Raw genomic sequence first — 20,774 nt, forward strand, 5'->3', positions numbered from 1 at the left:
TCGAACTGGCTCCTGGTCGCCCTGATGGGGCAAAACCTCTATGATACACGCTATTTTAGATGAATATAGTCACGCAAGAAGGGTGGAAAATAGCATGAGTGCAGATGAAAACAACCTGATTTGGATCGATCTTGAGATGACGGGGCTGGATCCCGAGCGCGATCGCATTATCGAAATCGCCACCCTGGTCACCGACGCGAATCTTAATATTCTGGCAGAAGGCCCGACCATTGCCGTGCACCAGTCTGATGCTCAGCTGGCGCTAATGGACGAATGGAACGTGCGCACTCATACCGGCAGCGGGCTGGTCGATCGCGTGAAGGCCAGTACCGTGGGCGACCGTGAAGCGGAACTGGCCACTATTGAGTTTCTCAAGCAGTGGGTGCCGGCGGGGAAATCGCCAATTTGTGGCAACAGCATCGGTCAGGACCGCCGCTTCCTGTTCAAATATATGCCGGAACTGGAAGCTTACTTCCATTATCGCTATCTCGACGTCAGCACCCTAAAAGAGCTGGCGCGCCGCTGGAAGCCGGAAATCCTTGATGGGTTTAAAAAGCAGGGCACTCACCAGGCGATGGACGATATCCGCGAATCCGTCGCCGAGTTAGCCTATTATCGCGAGCATTTTATTAAGCTCTGAAGCGTCAACGGGGCCGACATGGCCCCGTTCTTTTTGATGTGTTACTTAAACCACTTTTGTTCCATCTGCTGGAACTCCGGCGACGCCTTCACGACCTCCAGCGCGTCATTAATCTGCTTAAGCAACTCCGGGTCGTCTTTGCGTACCGCGATGGCATATTGTTTGCCGTAGTAGGCCGGGTCGGTGGCGCGCTCTTTCATCTCGGCGTAATCAGGATTATCCGCCAGCCACTGGTCCATCGTCGCTAAATCGCCGATCGCGCCGTCGACTTCGCCGCTTTTCAACGCTGTCAGCGCCTCGCTATCGCTGCCAAAGGCGACGGTTTGAATGCCTTTTTGTTTATCGCGTAGATAACGCTGATGAACGCTGCCCTTGACCACGGCGAGCTTTTTACCCTGCAGGTCGGCAAACCCGTGGGCGGCGTCTTTTGCCGTGACTACCACCCCGGAGAGCTCCTGGCGATAAGGCTGAGTGAAGGCGACCTGCTTTTCACGCATCGGCAATACTTCAACGCCGGCGATAATAGCGTCGAACTTTTTAAAGCGTAGCGCCGGGATGAGCGTATCAAAGCGCTGCGGCGTGAATTTACATTCCGCCTGCATCTGTTTACACAGCGCATTGGCCAAATCAATGTCAAAACCCGTAGGTTGGCCTTTGCCTTTGACGGTCTCAAACGGCGGATTGGCGGTTGTGGTGCCAAAATGGAGCGTCTCGGCAGAAGCTGTTCCGATGATTGATGTGGTCAGCAGCAGGACGGAAAGCGCTTTTTTCATTCTTAATCCCTGATAGTCGTCATGGTGGACCTTTTCGCGGATAGCCACCGCGGTGTCATGCGGGCGATTTTGCGCCATTCGCGCGGGGGGAAAAAGATATTTTGCTAATTATGGCGGTTATTTATACAATTCAGTGGGCTGTGTGGCGAGAAAATGTCCATTCAAACAAAAAACGAAAAAAAGTGCTCGCCAGGGGGTTGCAGGTGAATCGAATTCTCGTATAATGCGCCTCCCGTAACGACGCAGAAATGCAAATTACGACGCCATCGAAATATGGCAAAAAAGCAGTAACGCGGGAATAGCTCAGTTGGTAGAGCACGACCTTGCCAAGGTCGGGGTCGCGAGTTCGAGTCTCGTTTCCCGCTCCAAAATTTGAAAGACACACCATACCAAAGCATAGTTTTCAGGTTACCAGCAGGTAAATTGAAAACCGATGTAAGCGGGAATAGCTCAGTTGGTAGAGCACGACCTTGCCAAGGTCGGGGTCGCGAGTTCGAGTCTCGTTTCCCGCTCCAAATTTCTTCCTTTATCCAATTTATCCACAGTGCGAAATCGCGCCGGGGATGATTTTCATTACCTATCCAAAAATACTGTAAACAGAGTTATCCACAGGCTGTCGTTTGGCTGACTGCGCGACAAATGCTTCACTTTGTAAATAGTATTATTGTATCTGATTGAAATTTAACATTTAAATTTCATTTCAAACTGTTAATTCGATCACTTGACGTACGTCTGCCCGTTGAAACGCAATGTTTTTTTGTTTTTATTCACAGCCTGTGAATGAATCAGGCGTCGCGCGGTAATCCTTTCTCGACCACCCGGACCAGGCGTAATTTCTGCGGCAACTGCACTTCGACAACGTTGGCGTTTCGCTTTTCGATCTGCTGCGCAACCGCCCATTCAATGTGTTCATCGAGAAGTGGGTGCTCACCTCGGCGACTTTCCAGCGCGACCAGATTGGCTTCATTCCACGGGGCATTACCGAGCGCGACGGCGATATTGCGTAGCCAGCGTAAGTGACCGATACGGCGTATCGCCGATCCCTCAGTGACTTTCAGAAACCAGGCTTCGCTCCAGGCGAACAGCTCAATCAGCTGCGGCGCATGTAGCGCTTTACGCGGGCTGAAGTCCTCTTCATCGGTGAGCTGCGAAAAACGGTTCCACGGGCATATCAACTGGCAATCATCGCAGCCGTAAATACGGTTGCCGATAAGCGGACGAAATTCTTCCGGGATGGCGCCTTCCAGCTCGATGGTCAGATAGGAGATGCAGCGCCGCGCGTCGACGGTATAGGGCTCGACGATGGCGCCGGTGGGGCAGATAGTCATACAGGCGACACAACGCCCGCACTCTTCGGCAACCGGCTGGTCTATCGGCAGTGGCAGATCGATAAGCAACTCGCCCAGGAAGAAAAACGATCCGGCGTCGCGGCTTAAGATAAGTGAGTGCTTACCTGTCCAGCCAAGGCCCGCTTTTTCAGCGATTGGCCGCTCCAGGATAGGCGCGGAATCGACAAACGGTCTAAAATTGAGCGAAGCACACTGTTCCTGAATCATCTCGCCGAGTTTTTTCAGGCGGTTACGTAGCAGCTTATGATAATCACGCCCCAGGGCATAACGGCTGACGTAACCCAGCGTGGGATCTTTCAGAGTGCTGGCGAAAGCAGCATTGGCGGGCAGATAGTTCATGCGCACGCTAATTACGCGTAGCGTACCGGGCAGCAGTTCATGCGGCCGGGCGCGCATCATGCCGTGGCGAGCCATCCATTCCATTTCGCCATGGTATTGTTTATCCAGCCATGCCTGTAGTTTAGGTTCGCTGGCGCTGAGATCGGTATCGGTAATACCGACCTGCTGGAAGCCAAGCTCGGTGCCCCATTGTTTGATTTGCTGCGCTAACTGATTGAGATCGAGGGGCTGTGACATGATGGACCATACAATGACGAAAAACCCTGACAGTATACCACACATCGTGTGGCCAGCGGAGACGCTGCGCCAGGCGGAAAGAGAGGCGGCGGATAGTCTCGGGCTGACGCTTTTTGAATTGATGCGGCGTGCCGGCGAGGCGGCGTTTCAACTGGCCCGAAGCCTTTATCCCGCCAGCCAGCACTGGTTGATTCTTTGCGGCCACGGCAATAACGGCGGCGACGGCTATGTCGTCGCGCGACTGGCGCAGGCGCAGGGCATCGCGGTAACGCTACTGGCGTTGGAAAGCGATAAGCCGCTGCCGGAAGAGGCGCAGGCCGCGCGGGAAGAGTGGCTCAATGCCGGCGGCGTCATCCACGCCGCCGATAGCGCCTGGCCGGATGATATCTCATTGATTATTGACGGGCTGCTCGGCACCGGCCTGCATAGCGCGCCGCGCGCTAACGTCGCCGGGCTGATTGAACTGGCGAACGCCTATCCCGCGCCGGTTATTGCGCTTGATATCCCCTCCGGGCTGAACGCGCAAACCGGCGCGACGCCTGGCGCGGCGATCCACGCCGCCCATACTCTGACGTTTATCGCGCTAAAACCCGGTCTGCTGACCGGTAATGCCCGCGACGTTGTCGGGCGCTTACATCATCATGCGCTCGGTCTGGAGCGCTGGCTTGCCGGGCAAAACACCGCTATTCGCCGTTTTTCCGCGGCGCAGCTGGCAGGCTGGCTGCCGCCGCGTCGTCCGACGTCGCATAAAGGTTCGCATGGTCGGCTGGTGATTATTGGCGGCGATCGCGGCACCGCTGGCGCCATTCGTATGGCGGGCGAGGCCGCTCTACGTGCCGGCGCGGGTTTAGTACGCGTGCTGACCAGGGCGGAAAATATCGCGGGGATCGTGACTGCCAGGCCGGAATTGATGGTTCATGAGCTGAACGGCGACACCCTTACCGAGAGCCTGGAGTGGGCGGATGTCGTGGCGATTGGCCCCGGTCTTGGGCAAAGCGAATGGGGGAAAGCGGCGCTGCGGCAGGTAGAGAATTTTCGCAAACCAATGGTCTGGGATGCCGACGCGTTGAACCTGCTGGCAATCAATCCCGATAAACGTCACAATCGCGTGTTAACCCCGCATCCTGGCGAAGCCGCCCGTTTATTGAATATCAGCGTGGCAGAAGTTGAAAGCGATCGCTTACATTCTGTACAACGTCTGGTAAAACGGTATGGCGGCGTGGTGGTGCTAAAAGGCGCAGGAACCGTAGTGGCGAATAACGCGGGTGAAATCGGTATCATTGATGCCGGTAATCCCGGAATGGCCAGCGGCGGGATGGGCGATGTGCTCACCGGCATTATCGCCGCGCTGTTGGGACAGGGGCTGACCCCGTATGATGCCGCTTGCGCAGGCTGCGTGGCGCACGGCGAAGCCGCAGACCGACTGGCCGCCAGAGATGGCGCCCGTGGGATGCTGGCGACCGATCTTTTTTGCACGCTAAGGCGTGTTGTTAACCCGGATGTGATTGACCTAGACCATGATTAACCGTGTGATTCCTTTACCCGACGAGCAGGCGACATTAGACCTTGGCAACCGCGTAGCGCAGGCCTGTACCGGCGCGACGGTTATCTATCTGTATGGCGATTTAGGCGCGGGTAAAACCACCTTCAGCCGCGGTTTTCTACAGGCCCTTGGCCACCGCGGCAATGTCAAAAGCCCAACGTATACGCTGGTGGAGCCTTACACCCTCGAAAATCTGATGGTGTATCACTTCGACCTGTACCGCCTGGCGGATCCTGAGGAGCTCGAATTTATGGGGATCCGCGATTACTTCGCTAACGATGCCATCTGCCTGGTGGAATGGCCGCAACAAGGCGCGGGTGTACTGCCTGACCCGGATGTCGAAATTCACCTGGATTACCAGGCGCAAGGGCGTGAGGCGCGCGTAACGGCGGTCTCTTCATTGGGTGAGTCTTTATTGGCGCGTTTAGCCATTTAGCCTAAAGGATGACGGGATGAAGTATCGTATAACCAGTTGGCTGGCCGCCGCTCTGATGCTGTTCGGCACTCAGGCGTCCGCGGCAAGTTTATCCGATATCCAGGTCTCAAACGGCGATCGGCAGGCCCGCATCACGCTAAGTTTTGTCGGCGATCCCGAATATTCCTTCACCCCGCAAGGTAAGCGCGTGGTGGCGTTGGATATCAAACAAACCGGCGTGCTTCAGGGGCTGCCGCTGCAGTTTAGCGGTAATAATCTGGTCAAAAGCATTCGCTCTGGCTCGCCTCAGGATACGCAATCTCTGCGGCTGTTGGTCGATCTGACGGAAGATGGTAAAACGCGGGCGGCGAAGCAGCAAAACGGCGCCAACTATACCGTCGTCTTTACCATTAACGCCGATGTGCCGCCGCCCCCTCCGCCGCCGCCAGTGGTAGCGAAACGGGTCGAAGCGCCGGTAGTGGCGCCGCGTCCGAGCGAGCCGCCGCGCAATCCGTTTAAAAACTCTGGTAGCGACAGAACCACGGTGGTCACCAGCAGTCAGCCGGCGATGACTAACAACCAGACCATCAGCCGACCGGCGGCGCGTACCGTCTCATCTGACGAAAAAATAATTATCGCTATTGATGCCGGTCACGGCGGCCAGGATCCTGGCGCTATCGGACCGGGCGGCACCAAAGAGAAAAACGTCACGATTGCTATCGCCCATAAGCTACGGGCGTTGCTCAACGACGATCCGCAGTTTAAACCGGTGCTGACCCGCAACGGCGACTACTTCATCTCGGTCATGGGGCGTTCGGACGTGGCGCGCAAACAAAACGCCAATTTCCTGGTCTCTATCCATGCCGATGCGGCCCCGAATCGCGATGCGACTGGCGCATCGGTGTGGGTACTTTCTAACCGCCGCGCTAACAGCGAAATGGCCGGCTGGCTTGAACAGCATGAGAAACAATCCGAACTTCTGGGCGGCGCGGGCGATGTGCTGGCGAATAGCCAGTCGGATCCTTATCTGAGCCAGGCGGTGCTGGATTTACAGTTCGGCCATTCCCAGCGCGTCGGTTATGATGTGGCGACCGATGTACTCAGCCAGCTCCAGCGGGTTGGTAATCTGCATAAACGCCGCCCGGAGCATGCCAGCCTTGGCGTTCTGCGCTCGCCGGATATTCCGTCGATCCTCGTAGAAACTGGCTTTATCAGTAATAACGGCGAAGAGCGCCTGCTGGGTAGCGATGATTACCAACAGCAGATTGCAGAGGCGATTTATAAAGGGCTGCGTAACTATTATATGCAGCACCCGCTGCAATCAGCGCCGCGCGGCACGGCTGCGCAAACCGCCAGCGCCAGTTCGCCTGGCGGGTCGTTGATTAACTAAGGAGAAGGTCATGCCGATTCAGGTTCTACCGCCGCAGCTCGCCAACCAGATTGCCGCTGGCGAGGTGGTGGAACGTCCGGCGTCGGTCGTTAAAGAGCTGGTCGAAAACAGCCTTGATGCCGGCGCGACCCGTATCGACATAGATATCGAACGCGGCGGCGCGAAGCTTATCCGTATTCGCGATAACGGCTGTGGGATCAAAAAAGATGAGCTGGCGCTGGCGCTGGCTCGTCACGCCACCAGTAAAATCGCCTCGCTGGATGACCTTGAGGCGATCATCAGTCTTGGCTTTCGCGGCGAAGCGTTGGCCAGTATCAGCTCTGTCGCCCGCCTGACGTTGACTTCGCGTACCGCGGAGCAGCAAGAGGCATGGCAGGCCTATGCTGAAGGGCGCGACCAGGCGGTGACGGTGAAACCGGCGGCGCATCCGATAGGCACCACGCTGGAAGTGCTGGATCTGTTTTACAACACTCCCGCGCGACGCAAGTTCATGCGCACCGAAAAAACCGAGTTTAATCATATTGATGAAATCGTCCGCCGCATCGCGCTGGCGCGTTTCGATGTGACGATTAATCTCAGCCATAACGGCAAAATGATGCGCCAGTATCGCGCAGTGGCGGAAGGCGGCCCGCGTGAACGCCGCCTCGGCTCGATTTGCGGCGCGGCGTTTCTGGAACATGCGTTGGCCATTGAGTGGCAGCATGGCGATTTGACGCTGCGCGGCTGGGTCGCCGATCCATTGCATACCAATCCGGCACTAGCGGAAATCCAGTATTGTTACGTCAACGGGCGTATGATGCGCGACCGGCTTATCAACCATGCCATTCGCCAGGCCTGCGAAGACAAGCTGGGCGCTGACCAGCAGCCGGCGTTTGTACTGTATCTGGAGATTGACCCGCATCAGGTTGATGTCAACGTGCATCCGGCGAAGCACGAAGTGCGTTTCCATCAATCACGACTGGTGCATGATTTTATCTACCAGGGCGTACTGAGCGTGCTGCAGCAGCAGCTTGATGCGCCGCTGGTGGCAGAGGACGAAGCGCCAGCGCCGCGGCAGGTGCCGGAAAACCGCGTAGCGGCGGGCGCGAACCATTTCGCTCGCCCATCGCCGGTCCGGGAACCGGCGGCTGGTTATGATACTCGCGCGCCGCGCGAACCTGCCGCCGCTGGCGGCTATAGCGCAGGCGGCGCCAGTTGGCCGCACGCCCAGCCGGGTTATCAAAAACAGCAAGGGGCGCTTTATCGTCAACTGCTGCAAACCCCGGCGGTGGAAAAAAAACAAGCCGCGTCGGCGCCTGCGGAAAGTCTGGCGGCCCATGGCCAAAGCTTTGGCCGGGTGCTGACTATTATCGGCGGCGATTGCGCGCTGCTCGAGCGGGGCGGCACATTGGCGTTGCTGGCGCTGCCGGTGGCGGAACGCTGGCTGCGTCAGGCGCAGCTAACGCCGGGCGCGGAAGCGGTTTGCGCGCAGCCGCTGCTTATCCCGCTGCGTCTTAAAGTGAGTGAAGCAGAACGTAAGGCGCTGGAAAAGGCGCAGCCGGCGCTGGCGCAATTGGGCATCGATTTACAAGCAGATGCCCAGCACGTGACGGTCCGCGCGGTGCCTTTACCCTTAAGACAACAAAATTTACAAATCTTGATTCCTGAACTGATAGGCTACCTGGCGCAGCTAACGGCATTCAACGTCGGCGACATTGCCCAGTGGACGGCGCGTAATCTGACGAGCGAGCACGCGCAGTGGAGTATGGCGCAGGCGATTTCGGTGCTGGCGGACGTTGAGCGTTTATGTCCGCAGCTGATTAAAGCGCCGCCGGGTGGTCTGTTACAACCTGTTGATTTACATTCGGCGATGACAGCCCTGAAAGATGAGTGATGTAACTGAGGCGAGCCTGCCTAAGGCAATTTTTTTAATGGGGCCGACGGCCTCCGGTAAAACCGCATTAGCTATCGCCTTGCGTAAAGTTTTGCCCGTAGAGTTGATTAGCGTCGATTCCGCCCTCATCTATCGAGGAATGGATATCGGTACGGCCAAACCCGATGCCGCGGAGCTTAGCGCTGCGCCGCATCGGTTGCTGGATATCCTTGATCCGGCAGAGTCTTACTCGGCGGCGGATTTTCGTCGCGATGCGTTGGCGGAAATGGCGGATATCGTCGCCGCCGGGCGCATCCCGCTGCTGGTCGGCGGAACGATGTTGTATTTCAAAGCGTTGTTGGAAGGGTTATCGCCGCTGCCTTCGGCGGATCCCGCAGTCAGGGCCAGAATTGAGCAACAAGCAGCAGAGCAGGGGTGGCACGCATTGCACCGGCAGTTACAGGAGATCGATCCCGTGGCCGCCGCGCGTATTCATCCAAATGATCCGCAAAGACTTTCCCGAGCACTGGAAGTTTTTTTCATTTCGGGTAAAACTTTAACGGAACTGACGCAAACGTCAGGAGAGGCTCTGCCGTATCAGGTGCATCAGTTCGCCATCGCCCCGGCGAGCCGTGAACTGCTACATCAACGCATTGAGCAGCGTTTTCATCAGATGTTGGCTTCAGGTTTTGAAGCAGAAGTGCGGGCGCTATTTGCCCGTGGAGATTTGCATACGGATATGCCTTCCATTCGTTGTGTTGGATACCGCCAGATGTGGTCATACCTTGAAGGCGAGGTCTCGTATGATGAAATGGTTTATCGAGGTGTTTGCGCGACGAGACAGTTAGCGAAACGTCAGGTCACCTGGCTGCGCGGTTGGGAAGATGTTCACTGGTTAGACAGTGAGCAACCTGAACAAGCGCTCAACAAAGTATTACAGGTTGTTGGTGCTAGCCAGAACTGAACGTGTACAATTGAACGGTATCGTGCGTAATTTTTTTTAAGAATCGTAAGGTTCTGAGTACAAAACAAGCATACATATAAGGAAAAGAGAGAATGGCTAAGGGGCAATCTTTACAAGATCCGTTCCTGAACGCTTTGCGTCGGGAACGTGTTCCGGTTTCTATTTATTTGGTGAATGGTATTAAGCTGCAAGGGCAAATTGAGTCTTTCGATCAGTTCGTGATCCTGTTGAAGAACACGGTCAGCCAGATGGTCTATAAGCACGCAATTTCTACTGTTGTCCCGTCCCGTCCGGTGTCTCACCACAGCAATAATGCTGGCGGCGGTGCAAGCAACTATCACCACGGTGGTAGCGCGCAAGGTTCTTCTGCGCCGCAGCAAGACAGCGACGACGCCGAATAAGGCTAATGCTGTTTTTCCACGTCGGGGAGCCAGGTTTTCTGCGTTCCCCGCTGGTATTTTATAAGGGGTTTACGCTTGTTTGACCGTTATGATGCCGGTGAGCAGGCGGTACTGGTACACATCTATTTTTCGCAAGACAAAGATATGGAGGATCTCCAGGAGTTTGAATCCCTGGTCTCTTCCGCCGGTGTCGAAGCAATGCAGGTGATTACCGGTAGCCGTAAAGCACCGCACCCGAAGTATTTTGTTGGTGAAGGTAAGGCTGTTGAAATTGCGGAAGCCGTAAAAGCGACCGGCGCCTCGGTCGTGCTGTTCGATCATGCCTTGAGTCCGGCCCAGGAACGTAACCTGGAGCAGCTATGCGAATGCCGGGTTATCGATCGCACCGGTCTGATTTTAGATATTTTTGCCCAGCGAGCGCGTACCCACGAAGGGAAACTGCAGGTTGAGCTGGCGCAGTTGCGCCATCTGGCCACGCGTCTGGTACGCGGCTGGACCCACCTTGAAAGGCAGAAAGGCGGGATTGGTTTGCGCGGACCGGGTGAAACCCAGCTCGAAACCGACCGTCGATTGCTGCGTAACCGTATTATGCAGATCCTGTCGCGACTGGAAAAAGTAGAAAAACAGCGCGAGCAAGGTCGGCGGTCACGCGCCAAGGCCGATATCCCTACCGTCTCGCTGGTGGGATATACCAACGCCGGAAAATCAACGCTGTTCAACCAGATAACCGAAGCGGAAGTCTATGCCGCGGACCAACTGTTCGCCACTCTGGACCCGACGCTGCGCCGTATTAACGTCACAGACGTCGGCGAAACGGTACTGGCAGACACCGTAGGTTTTATTCGTCATCTGCCGCACGATTTGGTGGCGGCGTTTAAAGCGACTCTGCAGGAGACGCGTCAGGCGACGCTGCTGCTGCACGTTATCGACGCGGCGGATGTCCGCGTGCAGGAAAATATTGATGCAGTAAATACGGTCCTTGCTGAAATCGAGGCCGATGAAATTCCGTCATTGCTGGTGATGAACAAAATCGATGTGCTTGACGATTTTGAACCGCGCATCGATCGGGATGAAGAGAATAAACCGATTCGGGTCTGGCTCTCCGCCCAGACCGGGATTGGCGTACCACTGCTTTTTCAGGCGTTAACAGAACGTCTTTCCGGCGAAGTGGCGCAGCATACGCTGCGTTTACCGCCGCAGGAAGGTCGTCTGAGAAGCCGGTTCTATCAGCTTCAGGCGATAGAAAAAGAGTGGATGGAGGATGACGGCAGCGTAAGCCTGCAAGTGCGCATGCCCATCGTGGACTGGCGTCGCCTCTGCAAACAAGAGCCTGCGTTGGTCGACTACGTGGTTTGACCTGGCCTGAAGATATTAACCCCTGTGGGGATATCAAAAACAAATATGGAGCATATACATGGCGTGGAATCAGCCCGGTAATAACGGACAGGACCGCGACCCGTGGGGAAGCAGCAAGAATGGCGGCAACTCTGAGGGAAATGGCAACAAAGGCGGTCGCGATCAGGGGCCGCCCGATCTGGATGATATCTTCCGCAAGTTAAGCAAAAAACTTGGCGGTCTCGGCGGCGGTAAAGGCGGCCAGGGTGGCGGTAATGTGACGCAGGGGCCGCGTGGCCCGATGGGCGGGCGCATTGTCGGCATCGTTGCTGCAGCGGCGGTGATTATCTGGGCAGCCAGCGGTTTCTATACCATCAAGGAAGCGGAACGTGGTGTGGTGACACGCTTTGGCAAGTTCAGCCATCTGGTTGAGCCAGGTCTGAACTGGAAGCCAACTTTTGTCGATAATGTGCAAGCGGTGAACGTCGAGTCGGTTCGCGAACTGGCAGCGTCCGGCGTCATGCTGACTTCCGATGAGAACGTCGTGCGCGTTGAGATGAACGTACAGTACCGGGTGACCGATCCGGAGCGCTACCTGTTTAGCGTGACCAGCGCCGACGATAGTCTGCGTCAGGCCACCGACAGCGCCCTGCGTGGCGTCATTGGTAAGTACACCATGGACCGTATCCTGACCGAAGGTCGTACCGTTATCCGTAGCGATACCCAGCGCGAGCTGGAAGAGACCATTCGTCCGTACAACATGGGTATCACCCTGCTGGACGTCAACTTCCAGACGGCGCGTCCGCCGGAAGAGGTGAAGGCCGCGTTTGATGATGCCATTGCCGCGCGTGAGAACGAGCAGCAGTACATCCGCGAAGCGGAAGCTTATACCAACGAAGTTCAGCCGCGTGCTAACGGTCAGGCGCAGCGTATCCTCGAAGAGGCGCGTGCGTATAAAACCCAGACCGTACTGGAAGCGCAGGGTGAAGTCGCTCGCTTTGCGAAGATCCTGCCGGAATATAAAGCCGCGCCGGAAATTACCCGCGAGCGTCTGTATATCGAAACCATGGAAAAAGTGCTGAGCCATACCCGCAAAGTGCTGGTTAATGACAGCAAGGGCGGCAACCTGATGGTTCTGCCGTTGGATCAGATGCTGAAAGGCGCCACTGGTGCGCCGGCAAAGAGCGATAGCAGTGGCGCAAGCGATCTGCTGCGCCTGCCGCCTGCGTCCAGCTCAAGCAGCGCCAGCACTTCATCAACCTCGAGTTCAACCGGGGGTACCATTATGGACCAACGCCGCGCCAACGCGCAGCGTAACGACTACCAGCGTCAGGGGGAATAACGATGCGTAAATCTGTTATCGCGATCATTGTCGTCGTGCTGGTAGTGCTCTACATGTCTGTCTTCGTGGTGAAAGAAGGCGAGCGTGGCATTACGCTGCGCTTCGGCAAAGTTCTGCGCGACGATGAGAACAAGCCGCTGGTGTATGCGCCGGGTCTGCACTTCAAGATCCCGTTTATTGAATCCGTGAAAATGCTGGATGCGCGTATCCAGACCATGGACAACCAGGCTGACCGCTTTGTTACCAAAGAGAAGAAAGATCTGATCGTCGACTCCTATATCAAGTGGCGCATCAGTGACTTCAGTCGTTACTATCTGGCGACCGGCGGCGGCGACGTCTCCCAGGCCGAGGTTCTGCTGAAACGTAAGTTCTCTGACCGTTTGCGCTCTGAGATTGGTCGTCTGGACGTGAAAGACATCGTGACTGATTCTCGCGGTCGTTTGACCCTGGAAGTGCGTGATGCGCTGAACTCAGGTTCTGCAGGTACAGAAGATGAAGTTTCGACGCCGGCAGCCGATGACGCTATCGCTAAAGCGGCAGAGCGTGTAGAAGCTGAAACTAACGGTAAGGTTCAGGTGATCAACCCGAACAGTATGGCGGCGCTGGGTATTGAAGTCGTTGACGTACGTATCAAGCAGATCAACCTGCCTGCTGAAGTGTCTGAAGCGATCTACAACCGTATGCGCGCCGAGCGTGAAGCGGTTGCTCGTCGCCATCGTTCACAAGGTCAGGAAGAGGCGGAAAAACTGCGCGCGACCGCGGACTATGAAGTGACCAAGACTTTGGCGGAAGCCGAGCGTCAAGGGCGTATCCTGCGCGGTGAAGGCGATGCCGAGTCGGCAAAACTGTTTGCCGATGCATTCAGTCAGGATCCGGGCTTCTATGCCTTTATCCGTAGCCTGCGTGCTTACGAGAAGAGCTTCCAGAGCAACCAGGACGTGATGGTTCTCAGCCCGGATAGCGATTTCTTCCGTTACATGAAGTCACCGGATTCCGTGCGTAAATAAGCCGGGTCGGTGTGAAATCAGAAGGCGCCTTGCAAGAGGCGCCTTTTTTCATGCCATTGATTGTGATTTTTCTCTCAGCTAGTGGTTTCATATTGCCTATGAAATGCCGGAGAATGTGAAGAAAGAAAAAGGGTTTGCGGTAATACTCACCGGCGCCAAACTGGCGGCGGTTTTGTTTTTCTATAAGGGTCATCAATAATGAATGCAACAATTTGGCTGGCACTGGCGCTGGTTTTAGTTCTCGAAGGTCTTGGCCCACTGCTTTATCCCCGCGCCTGGCGCAAGATAGTAGCGACCATGAGTCAACTGCCGGATAATTTATTGCGTCGCTTTGGCGGCGGTCTTGTGGTAGCTGGCATCGTCATCTACTACATGTTGAGGAAATCGATTGGCTGATCAAAAAATAATCGGATTACCCTCATTTTGAGTGCAAAAAGTGCTGTAACTCTGAAAAAGCGATGGTAGAATCCATTTTTAAGCAAACGGTGATTTTGAAAAAATGGGTAACAACGTCGTCGTACTGGGCACCCAATGGGGTGACGAAGGTAAAGGGAAGATCGTCGATCTCCTGACAGAACGGGCTAAATATGTTGTGCGCTACCAGGGTGGCCATAACGCAGGCCATACTCTCGTAATCAACGGTGAAAAAACCGTCCTCCATCTTATTCCATCAGGTATTCTCCGCGAGAATGTAACCAGCATCATCGGTAACGGTGTTGTGCTGTCTCCGGCTGCGCTGATGAAAGAGATGAAAGGTCTGGAAGACCGTGGTATCCCTGTTCGTGAGCGTCTGCTGCTGTCCGAAGCCTGTCCGCTTATTCTCGATTATCACGTTGCGCTGGACGTAGCGCGTGAGAAAGCACGCGGTGCGAAAGCTATCGGTACGACCGGTCGCGGTATCGGCCCGGCTTACGAAGATAAAGTCGCTCGTCGCGGCCTGCGCGTTGGCGACCTGTTTGATAAAGCCACCTTCGCTGACAAACTGAAAGAAGTGATGGAATATCACAACTTCCAGTTGGTGAACTTCTATAAAGCAGAAGCGGTTGACTACCAGAAAGTGCTGGACGATGTGATGGCGATTGCCGACATCCTCACCGGCATGGTCGTTGATGTTTCCGATCTGCTGGATCAGGCGCGTCAGCGCGGCGACTTCGTGATGTTCGAAGGCGCGCAGGGCACGCTGCTGGATATCGACCACGGTACCTATCCGTATGTAACTTCCTCCAACACCACTGCTGGTGGCGTGGCGACCGGTTCCGGCCTGGGCCCGCGTTATGTGGATTACGTTCTGGGTATCATCAAAGCTTACTCTACTCGTGTAGGCGCGGGTCCGTTCCCGACCGAGCTGTTTGATGAAACCGGCGAGTTCCTGTGCAAGCAGGGTAACGAATTCGGCGCCACTACCGGCCGTCGTCGTCGTACCGGCTGGCTGGACGCTGTTGCGGTACGCCGCGCGGTGCAGATTAACTCCCTGTCCGGCTTCTGCCTGACCAAACTGGACGTCCTGGACGGCCTGAAAGAAGTGAAAATCTGCGTCGGCTACCGTATGCCGGACGGCCGTGAAGTGACCACCACTCCGCTGGCTGCCGACAACTGGGAAGGTATCGAACCTATCTACGAAACCATGCCGGGCTGGTCCGAAACCACCTTCGGCGTGAAAGAGCGCAGCGGTCTGCCGCAGGCAGCGCTGAACTACATCGCTCGTATTGAAGAGCTGACCGGCGTGCCGGTTGATATCATCTCTACCGGTCCTGACCGTACTGAGACTATGATTCTGCGCGACCCGTTCGACGCGTAATCATCATCCAGGGGCGCCGTTCGGGCGCCCTTGTTTTTGCAGTTCGCCCGCCCCATTTCAAATAAATTAGCGGCCTGAGCGCTGGCTGGTTTATCATCAATAGAGTTAATACCCGCGGATTCACCGCTTTCCCCTTACCCTGAGGTTGATGTGCAGTTAACGAGTTTCACCGATTATGGATTACGCGCGCTGATTTATATGGCGTCGTTGCCGGATGACCGAATGACCAGTATTTCCGAGGTGACGGATGTCTATGGCGTTTCCCGTAATCATATGGTCAAAATAATCAATCAGTTAAGCCGTGTTGGCTACGTGACGGCCGTGCGGGGAAAGAATGGGGGGATTCGCCTTGGCAAGCCGGCTAAAATGATTCGCGTGGGTGATGTTGTACGCGATCTGGAGCCGCTATCGCTGGTGAATTGCAGCAGCGAATTTTGCCACATTACTCCCGCTTGCCGCCTGAAACAGGCACTTGCCGAAGCCGCGCAAAGTTTCCTGAAGGAACTGGATAACTACACGCTGGCCGATTTGGTTGAAAAGAATCAACCGCTATATAAATTATTACTGGTGGAAGAAAAGCGCTGAGTGATTCGCGCCGCAGCGTAAAGAGAACTCACAAAGCGGCGGCGTGCGCCACCCAGAGACTTTCATCGGAGATGACAACGGAGGAACCGATATGTCACAAGATCCATTCCAGGAACGCGAAGCTGAGAAGTACGCGAATCCAATCCCGAGCCGGGAATTTATCCTCGAACATTTAACCAAACGCGAAAAACCGGCCAGCCGTGATGAGCTGGCGATTGAGTTAAATATCGAGGGTGAAGAACAAACCGAAGCGCTGCGTCGACGCCTGCGTGCGATGGAACGTGATGGCCAGTTGGTCTTCACTCGTCGTCAGTGCTATGCGCTGCCGGAGCGTCTCGATTTAGTCAAAGGCGTCGTTATTGGCCACCGCGACGGCTACGGCTTTTTACGCGTCGAAGGGCGCAAAGACGACCTGTATCTTTCATCTGAGCAGATGAAAATGTGTATTCATGGCGATCAGGTGCTGGCCCAGCCGCTGGGTGCCGATCGTAAGGGCCGTCGAGAAGCGCGCATCGTTCGCGTTCTGGTGCCGAAAACCAGCCAGATCGTCGGCCGTTACTTCACCGATGCCGGTGTAGGCTTCGTGGTGCCGGACGACAGCCGTCTTAGCTTCGATATCCTGATCCCGCCTGAAGAGATTATGGGCGCGCGTATGGGCTACGTGGTGGTGGTCGAGCTGACCCAGCGTCCAACCCGTCGTACCAAGGCGGTAGGCAAAATAGTTGAAGTGCTGGGCGACAATATGGGCACCGGCATGGCCGTTGATATGGCGCTGCGTACCCATGAGATCCCTTACGTTTGGCCGCCGGCGGTGGAAAAACAGGTTTCCGGCCTCAAAGAACAGGTGCCGGAAGAGGCAAAAGCCGGGCGCGTTGATTTGCGCTCCCTGCCGCTGGTTACCATTGATGGCGAAGATGCCCGCGACTTCGATGACGCGGTGTACTGCGAGAAAAAACGCGGCGGCGGCTGGCGTCTATGGGTGGCTATCGCCGACGTGAGCTACTATGTGCGCCCTGGTACGCCGCTGGACGGCGAAGCGCGCAGCCGCGGGACGTCAGTCTACTTCCCTTCGCAGGTCGTACCGATGCTGCCGGAAGTGCTGTCCAACGGCCTGTGCTCGCTGAATCCGCAGGTCGATCGCCTGTGTATGGTCTGCGAAATGACTATCTCGTCAAAAGGTCGACTGACCGGCTTTAAATTCTATGAAGCGGTGATGAGCTCTCACGCCCGTCTGACCTACACCAAGGTTTGGCATATGCTGCAGGGCGATCAAGAGCTGCGCGAGCACTATGCGCCGCTGGTGAAGCATATTGAAGAGCTGCATAACCTCTACAAGGTGCTGGACGGCGCCCGTGAAGAGCGCGGCGGTATCTCATTTGAAAGTGAAGAAGCTAAATTCATCTTCAACGCCGAGCGCCGTATAGAGCGTATTGAACAGACTCAGCGTAACGATGCGCACAAGCTGATTGAAGAGTGCATGATCCTGGCGAACATCTCAGCGGCGCGTTTCGTTGAGAAAGCGCAGGAGCCGGCGCTGTTCCGTATTCACGATAAGCCAAGCACCGAAGCGATTACCGCTTTCCGTACCGTGCTGGCGGAGCTGGGGCTGGAACTACCGGGCGGCAACAAGCCGGAGCCGCGCGATTACGCTGAGCTACTGACTTCCATCGCCGATCGCCCGGATGCGGAAATGCTGCAGACGATGCTGCTGCGTTCCATGAAACAGGCGGTCTACGATCCGGAAAACCGCGGCCACTTCGGCCTGGCGCTGCAGTCATACGCCCACTTCACCTCGCCGATCCGTCGTTATCCTGACCTGTCGCTGCATCGCGCTATTAAGTATTTACTGGCGAAAGAGCAGGGACATAAAGGCAATAGCACCGAGACCGGCGGCTGGCACTACAGCATGGAAGAGATGCTGCAGCTGGGCGAGCACTGCTCGATGACCGAGCGCCGCGCCGATGAAGCGACGCGTGAAGTGTCCGACTGGCTGAAGTGCGACTTCATGCAGGATCAGGTGGGCAACACCTTCTCCGGCGTGATCGCAAGCGTCACCGGCTTCGGCTTCTTCGTCCGCCTGAACGATCTGTTTATCGATGGCCTGGTACATGTCTCCTCGCTGGATAATGACTACTATCGCTTCGATCAGGTAGGGCAGCGGCTGATCGGCGAGTCCGGCGGCCAGACTTACCGCCTGGGCGACCGCGTGGAAGTGCGCGTCGAAGCGGTCAATATGGATGAGCGTAAGATTGATTTCAGCCTGATTTCCAGCGAACGCGGCCCGCGTAATGTCGGCAAAACCGCACGCGAAAAAGCGAAGAAAGGCGCGCCGGGTAAAAACGGCGGCGGCCGTCGTCGTCAGGTTGGCAAGCAGGTAAACTTCGAGCCGGATAGCGCCTTCCGTAAGGAAAAAGATAAAGCTAAAGCCAAACCGAAAGGCGAGAAGAAAGCGAAAAAGCCGTCGGCGAAAACGCAGAAAATCGCCGCCGCGACCAAAGCCAAGCGCGCGGCGAAAAAGAAGATCGCCGAGTGATTGACGCCCCTTCACCCTGAAGTCTGCTGGCGCAGGATAGGGTGAAGGGGGCGGATAACAGAACCTAAAACGAGTACATCAATGAGTGAAATGATTTACGGCATCCATGCGGTGCAGGCACTGCTGGAACGCGCACCTGAGCGTTTTCAGGAAGTTTTTATTCTGAAAGGCCGTGAGGATAAGCGTCTGCTGCCGCTGATCCATGCCCTTGAAGCGCAGGGCGTGGTGATTCAGGTTGCCAGCCGCCAGTACCTCGATGAGAAAAGCGAAGGCGCGGTGCATCAGGGCATTATTGCCCGCGTGAAGCCGGGACGTCAGTATCAGGAAAACGATCTGCCGGATCTGCTGGCGCAGTTCGATCAACCGTTCCTGCTGATCCTCGACGGCGTCACCGATCCGCACAACCTCGGCGCTTGCCTGCGTAGCGCCGACGCCGCTGGCGTGCATGCGGTGATCGTGCCGCGCGATCGTTCCGCTCAGCTCAACGCTACGGCGAAGAAAGTCGCCTGCGGCGCGGCGGAAAGCGTGCCGCTGATTCGCGTCACCAATCTGGCACGTACCATGCGTCTGTTGCAGGAAGAAAACGTGTGGATCGTTGGTACCGCGGGCGAAGCCGACCATACGCTCTACCAGAGCAAAATGACCGGCCCGATGGCGCTGGTGATGGGCGCGGAAGGCGAAGGCATGCGCCGTTTGACCCGTGAGCATTGTGATGAGCTGATCAGCATCCCGATGGCGGGTAGCGTCTCTTCGCTGAACGTCTCCGTCGCCACCGGTATCTGCCTGTTTGAAGCGGTGCGCCAGCGCAGCTAAGCCGCCGCTGGCGAGGTGGGTTAGTCATCCAGCGCGCGCAGATGATCGTTCTTATTGAGCGTCATTAGCGCAGCGATGCTGACGACGGCTGTCGCCATCACGTAGTACGCCGGAATGTCCAGATTACCGGTCTGTTTAATCAGGCCGGTAATAATCAATCCGGCGCAGCCGGAAAACACGGCATTCGATAGCGAATAGGCTAACCCCAGCCCGGTATAACGCACCTTGGTAGGAAACATCTCCGCCAGCATAGCCGGTCCAGGCCCGGCCAGAATCCCCACCAGTCCACCCGCAATCAGCACCACGATACCTTTCACCAGCAGCGTGCTGCTTTCCGCCTGCAATATTTTCAGCAGCGGCAGCGCCAGTACCAGCAGCAATACCGCAGCCGCGACCATTACCCGCCGACGTCCCCACTTATCGCTGAGTATCCCGGCAGGCAAGATGGTGATGGCGAAGCCAATGTTGGAGATCACCGCAATTAGCAGCGCCTGATTAAAACCGGTGTGTAGCGCGGACTGGAGGTACGAGGGCATGATCACCAGGTAGGTATAACCCGCCGCCGACCATACCATCAGCCGACCAATGCCGGTGAAAATCGCTTTGAGCGTCTGGCGCCAACTGGCGCGGGTTTCCAGGGACGGCGTAGCCTGCTGCTGGCGCAAAAAACCCGGCGTCTCTTCCATTTTTACGCGTAGCCACAGCGCGACGATGCCCATCGGTATAGCGAGGAAGAAGGGGATTCGCCAGCCCCAGTCATGCAATGCTTCGGGGCTGAGCGCGGTGGAAATCAGGGCGACCACGCCAGCGCCTGCCAGCAGCCCCAGCGCGACGGTAAAAGATTGCCATGCGCCATACAGTCCGCGCTTACCTTTAGGGGCGAACTCGGTCATCAGCGAGACCGCCCCGCCGTACTCGCCGCCGGCAAAAAGCCCCTGAAGAATACGTAATCCGGTCAGAATAAGCGGCGCGGCAATACCGATGCTGGCGTAAACCGGCACCAGTCCGATAGCCGTGGTGGCGAGCGTCATCAGTACCAATACGATAATCAGCGTCGGCTTGCGGCCGATACGGTCGCCGAGGCGGCCAAAAACGATGGCGCCCAGCGGGCGAAAGAAAAACGCAATCGCGAAAGAGGCGTAAGTCAGAATCAGCCCGGTCAGCGGCGCTTCTCCGGTCATTTGGAAAAAATTTTTCGCAATTACGGTCGCCAGAAAGCCATAGACCGCGAACTCGTACCATTCAATAAAGTTACCGATAGAACCGGCGATCAGCGCGCGTTTTTGCGCTGCCGATGTTGTGCTGGCGGTGTGCATAGGAAGCCCCGACTAATACAAAACAGTAACGAATGAATAAATTATTCCATACATTTTTAATGAGAAAATTTTAAATTCTTATGCCTGTGATGGGCTTCACGAAGGCGGAGCGGTTTTTTTGTGAGCGTCTATGCGGGCGACC

General features: G+C 56.2%; 18 protein-coding genes and 2 tRNA genes. 17 read left to right on the plus strand and 3 right to left on the minus strand.

Annotated elements, in window-relative coordinates; genetic code table 11:
• Nucleotides 1-94 precede the first annotated feature (94 nt).
• Nucleotides 95-640, plus strand: coding sequence for an oligoribonuclease (gene orn, locus PGR10_RS22065; RefSeq protein WP_015704162.1), 546 nt, complete (start codon nucleotides 95-97; stop codon nucleotides 638-640).
• A gap of 41 nt (nucleotides 641-681) precedes the next feature.
• Here orn and PGR10_RS22070 read toward each other — a convergent pair whose 3' ends face one another.
• The gene (locus PGR10_RS22070) at nucleotides 682-1,413 is read right to left on the minus strand and encodes an arginine ABC transporter substrate-binding protein (RefSeq protein ID WP_213795033.1); all 732 of its coding nucleotides are present in this window, start codon (nucleotides 1,411-1,413) and stop codon (nucleotides 682-684) included.
• A gap of 292 nt (nucleotides 1,414-1,705) precedes the next feature.
• Here PGR10_RS22070 and PGR10_RS22075 point away from each other — a divergent pair.
• Nucleotides 1,706-1,781: transfer RNA gene (locus tag PGR10_RS22075), tRNA-Gly, on the plus strand.
• 71 nt (nucleotides 1,782-1,852) lie between these two features.
• Nucleotides 1,853-1,928 (plus strand) — tRNA-Gly (locus PGR10_RS22080).
• A 270-nt stretch (nucleotides 1,929-2,198) separates the two neighbouring features.
• On the opposite strand, the gene queG is transcribed toward PGR10_RS22080, so the two are convergent.
• Nucleotides 2,199-3,338, minus strand: coding sequence for a tRNA epoxyqueuosine(34) reductase QueG (gene queG, locus PGR10_RS22085; RefSeq protein ID WP_015704164.1), 1,140 nt, complete (start codon nucleotides 3,336-3,338; stop codon nucleotides 2,199-2,201).
• Nucleotides 3,339-3,351: 13 nt separating this feature from the next.
• On the opposite strand from queG, the gene nnr reads away from it, so the two are divergent.
• From nnr to rlmB, 14 genes are all read left to right on the plus strand, one after another.
• Nucleotides 3,352-4,863, plus strand: coding sequence for a bifunctional ADP-dependent NAD(P)H-hydrate dehydratase/NAD(P)H-hydrate epimerase (gene nnr / locus PGR10_RS22090; RefSeq protein WP_430924107.1), 1,512 nt, complete (start codon nucleotides 3,352-3,354; stop codon nucleotides 4,861-4,863).
• Nucleotides 4,856-5,317: a tRNA (adenosine(37)-N6)-threonylcarbamoyltransferase complex ATPase subunit type 1 TsaE gene (gene tsaE, locus PGR10_RS22095; RefSeq protein ID WP_087858285.1), complete on the plus strand. Its 462-nt coding sequence runs from the start codon at nucleotides 4,856-4,858 to the stop codon at nucleotides 5,315-5,317. The genes nnr and tsaE overlap by 8 nt, the downstream gene beginning before the upstream one ends.
• A gap of 16 nt (nucleotides 5,318-5,333) precedes the next feature.
• Complete coding sequence (gene amiB / locus PGR10_RS22100; protein ID WP_271031642.1) at nucleotides 5,334-6,686, plus strand: N-acetylmuramoyl-L-alanine amidase AmiB; 1,353 nt, start codon at nucleotides 5,334-5,336, stop codon at nucleotides 6,684-6,686.
• A gap of 10 nt (nucleotides 6,687-6,696) precedes the next feature.
• Nucleotides 6,697-8,559 (plus strand): DNA mismatch repair endonuclease MutL, encoded by a 1,863-nt coding sequence (mutL, locus tag PGR10_RS22105; protein WP_308957763.1) that lies wholly within the window; start codon nucleotides 6,697-6,699, stop codon nucleotides 8,557-8,559.
• A complete protein-coding gene (gene miaA / locus PGR10_RS22110) occupies nucleotides 8,552-9,502 on the plus strand; it encodes a tRNA (adenosine(37)-N6)-dimethylallyltransferase MiaA (RefSeq protein WP_087858288.1) in 951 nt (316 codons plus the stop codon). The genes mutL and miaA overlap by 8 nt, the downstream gene beginning before the upstream one ends.
• 92 nt (nucleotides 9,503-9,594) lie before the next feature.
• Entirely contained in the window at nucleotides 9,595-9,903 is a 309-nt protein-coding gene (gene hfq / locus PGR10_RS22115) for an RNA chaperone Hfq (RefSeq protein ID WP_045396870.1), read from the plus strand.
• Nucleotides 9,904-9,978: 75 nt separating this feature from the next.
• Complete coding sequence (hflX, locus tag PGR10_RS22120) at nucleotides 9,979-11,259, plus strand: ribosome rescue GTPase HflX (protein WP_032713510.1); 1,281 nt, start codon at nucleotides 9,979-9,981, stop codon at nucleotides 11,257-11,259.
• A 58-nt stretch (nucleotides 11,260-11,317) separates the two neighbouring features.
• Nucleotides 11,318-12,580, plus strand: a complete 1,263-nt coding sequence (hflK, locus tag PGR10_RS22125) for an FtsH protease activity modulator HflK (RefSeq protein WP_015368631.1) — start codon at nucleotides 11,318-11,320, stop codon at nucleotides 12,578-12,580.
• A 2-nt stretch (nucleotides 12,581-12,582) separates the two neighbouring features.
• The gene (hflC, locus tag PGR10_RS22130; protein WP_015368630.1) at nucleotides 12,583-13,587 is read left to right on the plus strand and encodes a protease modulator HflC; all 1,005 of its coding nucleotides are present in this window, start codon (nucleotides 12,583-12,585) and stop codon (nucleotides 13,585-13,587) included.
• Between the two features lie 198 nt (nucleotides 13,588-13,785).
• Nucleotides 13,786-13,983: a DUF2065 domain-containing protein gene (locus PGR10_RS22135; protein ID WP_430924108.1), complete on the plus strand. Its 198-nt coding sequence runs from the start codon at nucleotides 13,786-13,788 to the stop codon at nucleotides 13,981-13,983.
• 103 nt (nucleotides 13,984-14,086) lie between these two features.
• Nucleotides 14,087-15,385 carry an adenylosuccinate synthase gene (locus PGR10_RS22140; RefSeq protein ID WP_087858289.1) on the plus strand — a complete coding sequence of 433 codons (1,299 nt, stop codon included), beginning with the start codon at nucleotides 14,087-14,089 and terminating at the stop codon, nucleotides 15,383-15,385.
• A gap of 150 nt (nucleotides 15,386-15,535) precedes the next feature.
• Nucleotides 15,536-15,970 (plus strand): nitric oxide-sensing transcriptional repressor NsrR, encoded by a 435-nt coding sequence (gene nsrR, locus PGR10_RS22145; protein ID WP_045379682.1) that lies wholly within the window; start codon nucleotides 15,536-15,538, stop codon nucleotides 15,968-15,970.
• A 91-nt stretch (nucleotides 15,971-16,061) separates the two neighbouring features.
• A complete protein-coding gene (gene rnr / locus PGR10_RS22150; protein WP_045379679.1) occupies nucleotides 16,062-18,503 on the plus strand; it encodes a ribonuclease R in 2,442 nt (813 codons plus the stop codon).
• Nucleotides 18,504-18,584: 81 nt separating this feature from the next.
• A complete protein-coding gene (gene rlmB, locus PGR10_RS22155) occupies nucleotides 18,585-19,316 on the plus strand; it encodes a 23S rRNA (guanosine(2251)-2'-O)-methyltransferase RlmB (RefSeq protein WP_087858291.1) in 732 nt (243 codons plus the stop codon).
• A 20-nt stretch (nucleotides 19,317-19,336) separates the two neighbouring features.
• Here the strand turns inward: rlmB and PGR10_RS22160 are convergent, their stop codons facing one another.
• Entirely contained in the window at nucleotides 19,337-20,632 is a 1,296-nt protein-coding gene (locus PGR10_RS22160) for an MFS transporter (RefSeq protein WP_430924109.1), read from the minus strand.
• Between the last annotated feature and the right edge of the window lie 142 nt (nucleotides 20,633-20,774).

It is taken from the genome of Klebsiella sp. 141198 (assembly GCF_050600785.1).
GTDB classification, from domain to species: Bacteria; Pseudomonadota; Gammaproteobacteria; order Enterobacterales; family Enterobacteriaceae; genus Klebsiella; species Klebsiella aerogenes.